Consider the following 12,540-nt stretch of genomic DNA (forward strand, 5'->3'; position numbering starts at 1 on the left):
ACTCACAAGTCCCTGATCGGCGCCGGCGAGGAATGCGGCGGGTTGCAAGCTCTGCTTCGCGATGGAAGGGCGAACTCCATGCGGCAGACCATCCTGCCGTAACGTTAAATTGGGCTTAACTATGTCGGTCTGGGTCGCCGCGATAAGGCGGTCCTATCGGCGTTCGAGCGCTGTCGCCGCTCAGATCCGCCAGGGCAGAATATTGGCCGGCAGCTTGCGGCCGAGCGCATCGAGCCCGAGCATCACCGCAAGGATCACCGCGCAGGCGCTGATCGCCACCGCCGCGGCTTCGCCGGCAAGCCCGGCCTCCTTCAGGCTGAACAGCACGACGCCGAGCGTCTCGGTGCCGGAGGACCAGAGCAGGGCCGAGACGGTGAGCTCGTTGAAGGCGACCAGGAAGACCATCAGCCCGCTGACGGCCGCGGCCGGCGCCAGGATCGGCGCGACGATGAAGCGCAGCATCTGCCAGAGCGTGACGCCGTCGAGCTTGGCTGCTTCCTCGTGATGCGCCTCGATCTGCGCCATCGCCGCGACCGGCGCCTTCAGCGCCAGCGGCAGGAAGCGCGCCATATAGGCGAAGAGGATGATGAAGGGCGTGGCGTAGATGCTGACGCCGAGCAGCGGCAGCGGCTTCAGGAACATCAGGATGCAGGCGATGGCAAGCACCACTCCGGGCAGCGCATAGGGTAGTTCGATCACCACCTCGACCACGCGCCGGAGCTTGCCCATGCGCCGCTCCAGCCCATAGGCGAAGGCGATCGAGAGCAGGGCGAGGAGCACCGCAGCCGAGCCGGCGAAGAGGAAGGAGTTGCGGAAGGCGCGCACTGTCACGTCCTGCCGCAACAGCACCTCGGCGAACTTGTCGAAGGTCAGATTCTGCCAGGTGAGCGCGACACCGAGCGCCGGCGTCAGAGCCTCGCCGATCAGGGCCAGCAGCGGCAGTCCGAGCTTGAGCGCGATCAGCAGCCAGAGACCGGCTGCTACGAAGGCACGCGCGGCGCCGAGCTGCCAGAAAGGCTGCAGCGGCCGCTCGATCTCGACCTTGCCGCCGCCGCGACGCGTCGCCATTAGCCCGGCGGCGATGCCGAGGCCGGCGACGAGCGCGACCAGGAGCGAGAGCGCTGCCGCGTCCGGCAGACCGGCCGGGCCGAAGCTCGACAGCCGGCGATAGATCAGCGTCGGCAAAGTGAGGTAGTTTACGGGAAGGCCGAGCAGGGCGGGGATGCCGAAATTGCCGATGCCGGCGACGAAGGCGAGCAAGGCCGCGGCGATGATCTGCGGCCGCAGCACCGGCAGCAGGATGCGCCCGACGATGGTGGCGGGAGCCGCCCCTTCCATCTGCGCCGCCTCGATCAGCGCATGCGGCACGCTACGCAGGCCGGTCCAGAGCGTGATCGCGACCAGTGGCGCATGATGCAGCGCCATCACCAGGATGATGCCGCCGCGCCCGAGCAACGGGTTGGGCGTGCCCGGCGCTGGCGCCAGCCCGATCATGCCGAGCAGGGCCGAATTCGGCGCGGTGAGGCTCAGGAAGGCCAGCGCCGCCACCTGCGGCGCGATCATCATGCAGAAGACCAGCGCGAAGGCGAGCGGGCGCTTGCCGCGGACGTCGGTGACAGCGAGCAGGATCGCCGCCGTGCCGCCGATCAGTAGCGCGCCGAGCGCCGACAGACCCGCCGTCTCGAAGGTGTGCAGGGTTGCGTTGACCGCGGCGCGGCTGGTGATCTCGGCCAGCGCGCCTCCGGGGGCGAACTGCCAGCCCGGCGCGAAGGCGGCGGCGAGCAGGCGCAGGAAGGGCAGGGCACCGAACAGGGTCGCGCAGAGCAGTACCAGCGCCGGCAGGCCAAGGCCGGATGGCAAGGCGAGCCCCGGCAGGGCCGGGCGAATGCCGGCCTGCCGGAGTTCTGCTGGCGCTGCGAGCGTCATCGTGTCGGCGCCTGGACCGATCTCAGCCTTCGAAGATCGCGCTGAAGCGCTTGCGGGCGGCCGGCTCGTCGGCGAGCGCCTTGGCGGCGTCGAACGGCATCAGCTTGATCGCGCCGCGCGCCGGATAGCCGGCCGGCAGGGCGACGTCCGGATGAGCCGAGACATAGCCTTGCTTCAGCGCCAGCTCCTGGCCGTCCTTCGAGATCAGGAAATCGACGAAGGCCTTGGCGGCTTCCGGGTTCTTGCTGCTCTTCAGGATCGCGACCGGCTCGCTCACCGCCGAGACGCCTTCCTTCGGGAAGACGAATTCGACCGGGGCGCCCTTGGCCTTTTCGCGGATCGGCATGAAGTCGACGATCATGCCGTAGAGCTTCTCGCCGGTAGCGACCTGGCGCAGGATGTCGCCATTGGCGCCGGCGGCGAGTGCGCCGTTCTTCTTCAGCTCCTCATAGAAGCTCCAGCCGCCCGGCAGATTGCCGGTCAGCGTGATCGTGTGGATCATCGCCGCGCCCGAATTCAGCGGGCTCGGCATGGCGAGCTGGCCCTTCGCCTCCGGCTTGGCGAGATCGAGCCAGCTTTCCGGCTTCAGGGCGGCCTTGGTGTTGTAGACGATGCCGGTGGTGATCAGCTTGGTCGCGAACCACATCTTCGCCGGGTCGTGGACGCCGGCCGGGAAGGCCGAGACATCGGCCTTGTCATGGGCGAGCAGGCGGCCTTCCTTCTTGAGGCCTTCCATGGTCACCGCGTCGGCGATCAGCAGCACGTCGGCCTGCGGCGCCCCGGCCTCGATCTCGGCCCGAAGCTTGGCCATCACGCGCGGGGTGCCGTCGCGGACGAAGCTGATCTCGACCTTGGGGTATTTCGCCTTGAAGGCGTCGATCGTCTGCTGGGCGTCGGTGTTGGGCTGGCTGGTGTAGAGAACCAGCTTGCCTTCGACGGCGCCGGCGGCATTGAGAGCCGGCAGGGCCAGGCCGAGCGCAAGGACGGCGGTGGTCGCGAGAGCGCGCATTGAAAACTCCGCTGGTCTGCCGCGCGGCGAGATCGCGCGAACGTCAGGATGTGGATCGTGCGGCGCGGCGTAAGCTGCGCTGATGACACATCCGTGACATTGTACTCTTTGACGCGACCGGGCTGCGCCGTCAAAGCCGATTCATGCAGGTTCCGGCGAAGGGGATGGCGGTAGCGTGGCGCCGAGCGTCGCATGAAAATCGTGCAACCCAGCCGCTTGTGAGTTGCATGGCTGATCGACTAGTGTTTATGAGGAGCGGGCAAAAAAGCTCAATTTAAACGTTTGAAATGGGAGGTTACCATGAAATCTGTGCGCTCTCTGGCTGCCGGCGCAGCCTTGGCCGCCATCGCCGCCGGCTGGTCCGGAGCGGCGCTCGCCCAGGAGACGGTGACCGTCTGGTTCACCAAAGGCTTCTACAAGGGCGAGGACGACGCGCTTCTCGCCGTCGTAGACAAATTCCAGAAGGCGACGGGCGTCAAGGTCGATCTCTCCCTCTATGCCACCGAGGACTGCGTCACCAAGTCGGTCGGTGCCGTCCAGGCGGGCACGCCGCCCGATGTTGGCTTCTGCACCACCTATGACTTCCGCACCACAGGCCAGTGGGCCTTCGAGGGCAAGCTCGAGGACGTCACCGACGTGCTCGAGCCGATCAAGGCCCAGCTCCAGCCGCAGGCGCTGGCGACGACCTTCCTGATGAACGACAAGACCAAGAAGAAGGCCTATTACGCCTTCCCGGTCCAGCAGCAGATGATGCACATCACCTACTGGAAGGACATGCTGGAAGAGGCCGGCTTCAAGGAAAGCGACATCCCGAAGGGCTGGGACGGCTATTGGGACTTCTGGTGCGACAAGGTCCAGGGCGCGGCGCGGGCCAAGGGCAAGCGCATCTACGCCGTCGGTCATCCGCTCGGCGTCGCCGCCTCCGACACCTTCTACAGCTTCCTGACCTTCGCCAACGCCCACAACGCCAAGATCGTCGACGAGGACGGCAAGATCGTGCTCGACCAGCCGGCCAACAAGGCGGCGATGGTCAAGGCGGTGAAGGACTACGCCAATATCTCCCAGCGCGGCTGCACGCCGCCCTCCTCGGTGAACTGGCTCGACCCCGACAACAACGTCGCCTTCCACAACCGCACGACGATCCTGACCCACAACGCGACGATCTCGATCGCGGCCAAGCATCTCGACGATATGAACAACCAGGCGCTGACGCAGGAACAGCGCGACCAGGCCAAGAAGAACTATTACGACAACATCCGTACGGCCGAGTTCCCGAACAAGCCGGACGGCTCGCCGATGACCAACCTCGCGGCGGTCAAGACCGCCGTCGTCTTCGCCGACGGCAAGAACAAGAAGCGCGGCAAGGAGTTCATGGCCTTCATGATGAAGGACGAGAACCTGCGTCCCTTCGTCGAGGGCTCGGTCGGCCGCTGGTTCCCGACCACGGTCGAGGCCGCAAAGGCCGAGTTCTGGACCGGCGCCGATCCGCACCGCAAAATCGTCCACAAGCAGTATACGGACGGCACCGTGCCGTTCCAGTTCGTCTACAATTACAAGTTCACCACGGTGAACGCCGAGAACGTCTGGGCCAAGGCGGTGAACCGCGTGCTGGTCGACAAGGTCTCGCCGGAGCAGGCGGTCGACGAGATGATCGCCCGCATCAAGCAGATCGCCGGCTGACGCTGGCACAGCCTTAGCCGACAAATACGGCATCCCGCGGCGCGACCTCGCCGCGGGATGCCGGCCCGTCTCCGGCGACGGGGCCTATCTGAGGGAGAACGACACGATGACCACGGCCGCGATGGCGCCCCCCGCAACCGTTTCAAGCCAGGTAACCTCGGGACAGGCCCGCGACCGCGTGCTCTGGGGCGTGCTCATGCTCGCGCCCTATCTTCTCGTCTTCGCGGTCATGGTGGTCTATCCCGTCGCCTATGGCCTCTGGCTCGGCCTCAACTGGCAGTCCTACAAGGCGCTTTTCGCCGACCCGATCTTCTTCCGCACGGTGGTCAACACCATTGTCTTCCTGTTCATCGCGGTGAACCTGAAATTCCTGATCGCGCTGTTCCTGTCGGGCTTCTTCGTCCAGCAGCGCGCCTGGGTGCGCTTCATGCTGGTGCTGTTCATCCTGCCCTGGGCGGTGCCGTCGATCCCGACCATCCTGTCCTTCCGGGTCATGCTCAACCCCGAGAACGGCATGATCAACCAGCAGCTCTTCCAGTGGTTCGGCATCGTCGAGGGACCGGGCTGGCTGACCGATCCGACGCTCGCCTTCGCGTCCTCTATCCTCGTCCATATCTGGAAGTCGCTGCCGTTCTGGACCCTGATCCTCGTCACCGGTCGGCTCGCCATTGCGCAGGATCTCTATGAGGCCGCCAGCGTCGACGGCGCCAACAGATGGCAGCAGTTCCGCTTCATCACCTGGCCCTCGCTGGCGACGCTCTACGTCACCTCGACGCTGCTTTCGATGATCTGGACGCTCGGCGACTTCAACAGCGTCTATCTGCTCACCGGCGGCGGCCCGGGCGATCTCAACCACGTCCTGGCGACGCTCGGCATCCGCTATATGCGCAACAACAATCTCGACCTCGGCATCGCTTCGATCATCTGCGCGATGCCGCTGATCCTGCCCATGGTCTGGTTCATGGTGAAGCGCCTCTCGAAGGGAGCCGAGTGATGAAAAAGGTCCTCGACGAAGGCAAGCTGATCCTGATCGCCATTCCCGTCCTGATCTGGACGCTGCTGCCGATCTACCATCTCTTCGTGCTGTCGATCTCAACGCAGGAATCGATGCTGGCCGGCAAGCTCTGGCCGGAGAAGCCGACGCTGCAGAACTTCCAGATCGTCTTCAACCAGCAGCATTATTATCTCAACAATTTCTGGCTGCAGCTGTTCAACAGCTTCCTGATCGCGATCGCGACCGGGCTGCTCACCTTGTTCATCGCGACCTGCGCCGCCTTCGCGATCTCGCGGCTGAAGGCGCCGGGCGGCCGCTCGATCATGAATTTCGCCCTGGCGACCTATCTGATCCCGGCCGCGTTCCTCGCCATCCCCATGTACAAGGCGATGGGCACCTTCGGCTTGCTCAACACCCGCATCGCGCTGATCCTGGCCATGGTGGCGCTGGCCTCGCCCTATGCGATCTGGGTGCTGAAGCAGGCCTCGGACAAATTGCCCAAGGAGCTCGACGAGGCCGCGATCATGGACGGCGCCAACTCGCTGCAGCTCTTCCGGCTGGTCTATCTGCCGCTGATGAAGCCTTCCATGGTGGTGATCGGCATCTATGCGCTGCTGCTCGCCTGGAACGAGTATCTCTATGCCTTCCTGCTGCTCTCCAGCGAAAGGGCAGTGCCGCTCGCCGTCGGCCTCGGGCTCTTCCTCTCAGCCGACGACGCGCCCTGGAACCTCCTGATGACGGCCGGCCTGATCTACGCCATCCCGCCGGCGGTGATCTATTACGGCTTCCGCAAGAACATGGTCACCGGCCTGACCTCGGGCGCGGTGAAGAGCTGAGCGAAAGCATCGACGAAGCGACCCGGCCGGGGCTGGTGCAGGGCCGGGTTGCTTCGCTTTCGCTCGCAATGACGGTCGGCAGGCGTCATATTGATGGCATGACCGACAGCAACCCTTACGGATGACGCGATGACCGCCTCCAAGCTCGACCAGCTCCGCGCCATGACCACCGTGGTCGCCGACACCGGCGACATCGAGGCCGTACGCCGCCTCAAGCCGGTCGATTGCACCACCAATCCGACGCTGCTGCTCAAGGCGGTTGAGACGCCGGCCTATGCCGGTCTCGTCGAGGAGGCGATCGCCTGGGGCAAGCGCCAGGACGGTGCGGGCGCGGTCGAGGCGGTCTGCGACCGGCTGGCCGTCACCTTCGGCACCGAATTGACCAAGATCGTCCCCGGTCGGGTCTCGACCGAGGTCGATGCCGATCTCTCCTTCGACACCGAGGCGACGCTCGCCAAGGCGCGCGCCATCATCGCGGCCTACGAGGAGCGCGGCGTCGGGCGTGAGCGCATCCTGATCAAGATCGCCTCGACCTGGGAGGGCATCCAGGCTGCGCGCGTCTTGCAGGCCGAGGGCATCGACTGCAACCTGACCCTGCTCTTTGCTTTGCCGCAGGCGGTCGCGGCGGCCGATGCCAAGGCCTTCCTGATCTCGCCTTTCGTCGGCCGCATCCTCGACTGGCACGTCAAGGCCGGCGGCGGCCCCTACACCGCGGAAACCGATCCCGGCGTCGTCTCGGTGAAGAGCATCTATGCCTATTACAAGGCCTTCGGGATCAAGACCGTGGTCATGGGCGCCTCCTTCCGCAACATCGGCGAGATCGAGGCGCTGGCCGGGTGCGACCGGCTGACGATCGGCCCCGGCCTGCTCGATGAACTGGCCGCGGCCACTGGCGATCTCCCGCGCAGGCTCTCACCGGCCGCATCGCCGCAAGTCGTGTCCCAAGAGGGCGCAAAGAAGATCACGCTCGATGAGAAGGCCTTCCGCTTCGCCATGAACGAGGATGCGATGGCGACCGAGAAGCTTGCCGAGGGTATTCGCGGCTTCGTCAAGGATCTGCGCAGCCTGCGCAAGCTGGTGAGCGCCAAACTCGACGAGGCCAAGGCGGCTTGAACCCGGCGGCTCCGATCGCGGCAGTAGCGTGCGACGCCGGGCGCCGGGGCAGAGGCTATTGAAGCTGTGACACGGTCGTGCCGGTCGCGGCAGGCGGCGTGGTCGCGACTGTCGCCGGAACCACAGCGGCGCCAAAATAGGCGCGTCCGCCGGCCGCTGCGGCCTGCAGCGTCTGCTGCTGCGACTTCGGCAGTCGCTTGGCTTCGCCGAGCGCGGTAAAGGCAGATGGCGAATGCCGGGAAGCTTCGCGCCCGTCGAACACTACAACGCCCGAGCGCGTCACGACGATATCGCCTTTGCGCAGGGTCGGGTCGCTGAGATACCAGTACGGGTCACTGGCCGGATCGAGCTTGACCGCTGGCTCGATCGGCCTGGAAGGCGCCGCGACACGAGGCGCCCGCCGCTTGGGCTGCACGGTCATCTCGAGGGGCGAGTCGACGTAGACGGGAGGCGTCGGCCGCCCGCCGCCAAAAAATGCCCGGGCGAGATCATCGAGAAAGCCTGCGGCCTGCGCCGGCATGATCGCGGCGACGCCGAACGTCCCGACCATCGCCACCGTGATGATTCCGCGCCTTGCCATTGTTCGTCTCCCTGTTCGCAGCACTCAAACGAGCTGAGGACCAGAAAGTTCGATGGCGCGTTCAGAGACGATTTCGTACTGCCGCCCTCGGCGATCGCCGGCGCGCTCAGCCTTGCGCTGCAAACGCCTCGGCGCGGATGGTCGAGAGCGATTTCGCCGGCGTGATTGCCTCGGGATCGAGCAGGCAGTGGATGATCGCCGGCTTGCCGCTGCTCAGCGCCCGCTCGAAGGCCGGCGCGAACTCCTCGGTGGTCTCGACCCGCTCGCCATGGCCGCCAAAAGCCTTGGCATAGGCGGCGAAGTCGGGGTTCTTCAGCGTCGTCGCCGAGACGCGGCCGGGATAATGCTTCTCCTGGTGCATGCGGATGGTGCCATACATGCCGTTGTCGACGACGATGACGATCACCGACAAATCGTATTGCACCGCCGTCGCGAAATCCTGGCCGTTCATCAGGAAGCAGCCATCGCCGGCGAAGGCGATGACGGTGCGTTCCGGAAAGAGCCGCTTGGCGCCGATCGCCGCCGGCACGCCATAGCCCATCGAGCCCGAGGTCGGCGCGAGCTGCGTCGCGAACCTGGTGAAGCGATGGAAGCGATGGACCCAGGTCGCGTAATTGCCAGCGCCGTTGCATAGGATCGCGTCGGCCGGGAGGTTGCGGCGCAGCCAGGTCACCATCTCGCCGGGATGGAACTTGCCCGGCACCGGCGCCGGCTGCTCGCTCCAGGCGAGATAGGCGTCATGGGCCTCGGCGGCCGCGCCGGCCCACGGGATCACCTGCGGCGGGTGCACCGTCTCGAGCGCGGCGCAGAAGGCGGTCGGCGAGGCGTTGATCGCCAGCTCCGGCCGGTAGACGCGGCCGAGCTCGTCCGGATCGGGATGGACATGCACCAGCGGCCGGCCGGGATTGGGAATGCCGAACAGCGTGTAGGACTGGCTCGGCATCTCCGAGAGCCGCCCGCCGACGAGAAGCACGAGGTCGCTGTCCTGGATGCGCTTCAGGAGCTTCGGATTGGGGCCGATGCCGAGATCGCCGGCGAAGTTGGGATGATCGGCCGGGAAGACCATCTGCCGGCGGAACGAGACGGCGACAGGCAGGTCGAAGCGCTCGGCGAAGCGCTGGAAGCGCGCGATCGCCTGAGGGTCCCAGCGCGAGCCGCCGAGGATGGCGATCGGCGCCTTCGCCGCCCAGAGCCGCTTCTGCAGGTCGATCGTCTGCAGCAGCGAGGGATGCGTCTCGGTGACCTGATAGGGCGCTGCGTCCGGCACGTCGGCGAGGTCGGTCAGCACGTCCTCGGGCAGCGCGATCACCACCGGGCCGGGCCGGCCGGCGGTCGCGACATGGAAGGCGCGGCTGATGATCTCGGGGATGCGGGCGGCATCATCGATCTCGGTCGCCCATTTCGTCATCGTGCCGAAGACGGCGCGGTAGTCGAGCTCCTGGAAGGCCTCGCGCTCGCGCATGCCGCGCTCGATCTGGCCGACGAACAGGATCATCGGCGTCGAATCCTGGTCGGCAATATGGATGCCGGGCGAGGCGTTGGTCGCGCCGGGGCCGCGCGTCACGAAGCAGATGCCGGGCTTGCCGGTGAGCTTGCCGGCCGCTTCCGCCATCATCGCCGCGCCGCCCTCGGCCCGGCAGATGGTGACCTTCATCTCGGCGTCGTGCAGTGCGTCCAGCACGGCAAGATAGCTCTCGCCCGGCACGCAGAAGGCGTCGGTCGCGCCGTGGATCAGGAGTTGGTCGACGAGGATCTGCCCGCCAGTGCGCTCAGCCATTGTACGGCCCTCCCCAGGCCGGGTCGTTCAGGATCTCGTCTTCGTGCTCCCCGAGGCGCGGGCTCGGCCGGCTCGCCACCTGCCTGATGCCGTCGAGCACGATCGGCGAGGCGACGGTGGGGGTCGAGCCTGCCTTGGCCGCCGGGTTCTTGAGGTCGACGCGCACGCCGCGCGCCTTCACCTGCGGGTCGGCGAAGACCTCCTCGATCGTGTTGATCGGGCCGGCCGGCACGCCGACCGCTTCCAGCTTCGCCAGGAGGTCGAGCTTGGCAAAGCGGCTGGTCAGCGCGTTGAGGCGCGCGGTCAGCGCCACGCGGTTGGCGACGCGCGAGCGGTTGTCGATGTAGTCGGGCTCGCTGGCAAAGCCGGCATCGCCGACGACCTCGCAGAGCTTGCGCCACTGCCCGTCATTGCCGGTCGCGATGATGATGTGCCCATCCGCCACCGGAAAGACGTCGTAAGGCACGATGTTGGGATGGGCGTTGCCGAGGCGCTGCGGCGCCTTGCCGGAGGTGAGATAGTTCATCGCCTGGTTGCCGAGCACGGCGACCTGCGCATCGAGCAGCGCCATGTCGAGCACGGCGCCTTCGCCGGTCGTATCGCGCCGGCGCAAGGCGGCGAGGATGCCGGTCGTGGCATAGAGGCCGGTATAGATGTCGGCCACGGCATAGCCCGCCTTCATCGGTGCGCCCTGCGGTTCGCCGGTGACCGACATCGGCCCGCCCATGCCCTGGACCAGGAAGTCGTAGCCGGCGCGCGGCGCATAGGGGCCGTCCTGGCCGAAGCCGGTGACGGAGCAGTAGATCAATCGCGGATAGGCCTTGCGCATCGAGGCTGCGTCGAGCCCGTATTTGACGAGCCCGCCGACCTTGAAGTTTTCGATCACCACATCGGCATGGGCGGCGAGGCGATGCACCAGCGCCTGGCCTTCCTCCGTGCGGAAATCGGCCGTGATCGAGCGCTTGCCGCGATTGGCCGAGTGGAAATAGGCGGCGGAGAGATGCTCGTCGCCCGTGCCCTCGACGAAGGGCGGCCCCCATTTGCGAGTGTCGTCGCCTTCCGGCGCCTCGACCTTGACGACGTCGGCGCCGAGATCGGCAAGGAGCTGGCCGATCCAGGGGCCGGCAAGGATGCGCGCCAGTTCGAGAACGCGCAGGCCGGTGAGGGGAGGGGCTGAAGTCATAACGAAGTCCACGCCGTCGTCCCGGCCGCAGCGAAGCGGAGAGCCGGGACCCATGCCGGAACGGTTCAGGCATGGGTCCCGGGTCGAGCTGCGCTCGCCCGGGACGACCCGAGAGGGAGGATCAGAAGAACGCCTGCAGCCCGGTGACGGCCCGGCCGAGGATCAGCGCGTGGACGTCGTGCGTGCCCTCATAGGTGTTGACCGTCTCGAGGTTCGCCGCATGGCGCATGACATGGTACTCGATCGAGATGCCGTTGCCGCCATGCATGTCGCGGGCCTGGCGGGCGATGTCGAGCGCCTTGCCGCAATTGTTGCGCTTCACCAGCGAGATCATCTCCGGCGCCATCTTGCCCTCGTCGAGCAGGCGGCCCACCCGGAGCGAGCCCTGCAGGCCGAGCGTGATCTCGGTCACCATGTCGGCGAGCTTCTTCTGGTAGAGCTGCGTCTGGGCCAGCGGCTTGTTGAACTGCTTGCGGTCGAGCCCGTATTGGCGGGCGCGGTGGAAGCAGTCTTCGGCGGCGCCCATCGCGCCCCAGGAGATGCCGTAGCGGGCGCGGTTGAGGCAGCCGAACGGACCCTTGAGGCCGGAGACGTTCGGCAGCAGGTTCTCTTCCGGCACGATCACGCCATCCATCACCACTTCGCCGGTGATCGAGGCGCGCAGCGAGAGCTTGCCGCCGATCTTCGGGGCGGAGAGGCCCTTCATGCCCTTTTCGAGGATGAAGCCGCGGATCTGGTTGTCATGCGCGGCCGACTTCGCCCAGACGACGAAGACGTCGGCGATCGGCGAGTTCGAGATCCACATCTTGGATCCCGTCAGCTTGTAGCCGTCGGCGACCTTCTCGGCGCGGGTCTTCATGCCCGCGGGATCGGAGCCGGCGTCGGGCTCGGTCAGACCGAAGCAGCCGACCCATTCGCCCGAGCCGAGCTTGGGCAGGTACTTCTTGCGCTGGTTCTCGTCGCCATAGGCGTAGATCGGATACATCACCAGCGAGGACTGGACCGACATCATCGAGCGATAGCCGGAGTCGACGCGCTCGACCTCGCGAGCGACCAGACCGTAGGAAACGTAGTTGGCGCCGGCGCAGCCATACTCTTCCGGGACCGTCACGCCGAGCAGGCCGAGCTCGCCCATCTCGTTGAAGATGCCGCGCTCGGTCTTCTCCTCGAGATAGGCCTCGGCGACGCGCGGCTGCAGCTTCTCCTGCGCGTACTGGCGGGCCGTGTCGCGGATCAGCCGCTCATCCTCGGAGAGCTGCTCGTCGATCAGGAAGGGGTCTTCCCAGTTGAACTCTGCCAGCTTGTGGCTATGGGCGGTCTTGCGCGCTGCTTCGGCCATGATCTCAACTCCCCTTGTCTTTCGCTCCCCGTCATTCCGGGGCCGAGCGTAGCGAGGAGCCCGGAATCCATGAACACCGAAATCGAACCATGATGCGCGACGA

At 66.4% G+C, this 12,540-nt stretch carries 10 protein-coding genes; 4 read left to right on the forward strand and 6 right to left on the reverse strand.

Annotation, left to right across the window (positions count from 1 at the left end; all coding sequences use genetic code 11):
- Positions 1-180 precede the first annotated feature (180 nt).
- Together ACFPOB_RS12165 and ACFPOB_RS12170 are read right to left on the reverse strand one after the other, a co-directional pair.
- Positions 181-1,926, reverse strand: coding sequence for an ABC transporter permease (locus ACFPOB_RS12165; RefSeq protein ID WP_377798639.1), 1,746 nt, complete (start codon positions 1,924-1,926; stop codon positions 181-183).
- Positions 1,927-1,948: 22 nt separating this feature from the next.
- The gene (locus tag ACFPOB_RS12170) at positions 1,949-2,935 is read right to left on the reverse strand and encodes an ABC transporter substrate-binding protein (protein ID WP_377798640.1); all 987 of its coding nucleotides are present in this window, start codon (positions 2,933-2,935) and stop codon (positions 1,949-1,951) included.
- Positions 2,936-3,244: 309 nt separating this feature from the next.
- Here ACFPOB_RS12170 and ACFPOB_RS12175 point away from each other — a divergent pair, with 309 nt between their 5' ends.
- From ACFPOB_RS12175 to tal, 4 genes are all read left to right on the forward strand, one after another.
- Complete coding sequence (locus ACFPOB_RS12175) at positions 3,245-4,615, forward strand: ABC transporter substrate-binding protein (protein WP_377798744.1); 1,371 nt, start codon at positions 3,245-3,247, stop codon at positions 4,613-4,615.
- Between the two features lie 121 nt (positions 4,616-4,736).
- On the forward strand, positions 4,737-5,609 hold the full coding sequence (locus ACFPOB_RS12180) for a carbohydrate ABC transporter permease (RefSeq protein ID WP_377798746.1): 873 nt from the start codon (positions 4,737-4,739) through the stop codon (positions 5,607-5,609).
- On the forward strand, positions 5,609-6,445 hold the full coding sequence (locus ACFPOB_RS12185) for a carbohydrate ABC transporter permease (RefSeq protein ID WP_377798642.1): 837 nt from the start codon (positions 5,609-5,611) through the stop codon (positions 6,443-6,445). The genes ACFPOB_RS12180 and ACFPOB_RS12185 overlap by 1 nt, the downstream gene beginning before the upstream one ends.
- Positions 6,446-6,574: 129 nt before the next feature.
- Positions 6,575-7,558, forward strand: a complete 984-nt coding sequence (gene tal / locus ACFPOB_RS12190) for a transaldolase (protein ID WP_377798644.1) — start codon at positions 6,575-6,577, stop codon at positions 7,556-7,558.
- 55 nt (positions 7,559-7,613) lie between these two features.
- Here the strand turns inward: tal and ACFPOB_RS12195 are convergent, their stop codons facing one another.
- From ACFPOB_RS12195 to ACFPOB_RS12210, 4 genes are all read right to left on the reverse strand, one after another.
- The gene (locus tag ACFPOB_RS12195; protein ID WP_377798646.1) at positions 7,614-8,138 is read right to left on the reverse strand and encodes a hypothetical protein; all 525 of its coding nucleotides are present in this window, start codon (positions 8,136-8,138) and stop codon (positions 7,614-7,616) included.
- A 106-nt stretch (positions 8,139-8,244) separates the two neighbouring features.
- Entirely contained in the window at positions 8,245-9,915 is a 1,671-nt protein-coding gene (locus tag ACFPOB_RS12200) for a thiamine pyrophosphate-binding protein (RefSeq protein ID WP_377798648.1), read from the reverse strand.
- Entirely contained in the window at positions 9,908-11,098 is a 1,191-nt protein-coding gene (locus ACFPOB_RS12205) for a CaiB/BaiF CoA transferase family protein (protein WP_377798650.1), read from the reverse strand. The genes ACFPOB_RS12200 and ACFPOB_RS12205 overlap by 8 nt, the downstream gene beginning before the upstream one ends.
- Before the next feature lie 121 nt (positions 11,099-11,219).
- Positions 11,220-12,437 carry an acyl-CoA dehydrogenase gene (locus ACFPOB_RS12210; protein WP_377798652.1) on the reverse strand — a complete coding sequence of 406 codons (1,218 nt, stop codon included), beginning with the start codon at positions 12,435-12,437 and terminating at the stop codon, positions 11,220-11,222.
- Positions 12,438-12,540: the final 103 nt, after the last annotated feature.

Source organism: Allobosea eneae, from assembly GCF_042657265.1.
In the GTDB taxonomy this organism is placed as follows: Bacteria; Pseudomonadota; Alphaproteobacteria; order Rhizobiales; family Beijerinckiaceae; genus Allobosea; species Allobosea eneae.

Bases quoted from the DNA above. Each gene is read 5' to 3' on its own strand.
- ACFPOB_RS12165 (WP_377798639.1), bottom strand. From the start codon at position 1,926: ATGACGCTCGCAGCGCCAGCAGAACTCCGGCAGGCCGGCATTCGCCCG.
- ACFPOB_RS12170 (WP_377798640.1), bottom strand. From the start codon at position 2,935: ATGCGCGCTCTCGCGACCACCGCCGTCCTTGCGCTCGGCCTGGCCCTG.
- ACFPOB_RS12180 (WP_377798746.1), top strand. From the start codon at position 4,737: ATGGCGCCCCCCGCAACCGTTTCAAGCCAGGTAACCTCGGGACAGGCC.
- ACFPOB_RS12185 (WP_377798642.1), top strand. From the start codon at position 5,609: ATGAAAAAGGTCCTCGACGAAGGCAAGCTGATCCTGATCGCCATTCCC.
- tal (WP_377798644.1), top strand. From the start codon at position 6,575: ATGACCGCCTCCAAGCTCGACCAGCTCCGCGCCATGACCACCGTGGTC.
- ACFPOB_RS12195 (WP_377798646.1), bottom strand. From the start codon at position 8,138: ATGGCAAGGCGCGGAATCATCACGGTGGCGATGGTCGGGACGTTCGGC.
- ACFPOB_RS12200 (WP_377798648.1), bottom strand. From the start codon at position 9,915: ATGGCTGAGCGCACTGGCGGGCAGATCCTCGTCGACCAACTCCTGATC.
- ACFPOB_RS12205 (WP_377798650.1), bottom strand. From the start codon at position 11,098: ATGACTTCAGCCCCTCCCCTCACCGGCCTGCGCGTTCTCGAACTGGCG.
- ACFPOB_RS12210 (WP_377798652.1), bottom strand. From the start codon at position 12,437: ATGGCCGAAGCAGCGCGCAAGACCGCCCATAGCCACAAGCTGGCAGAG.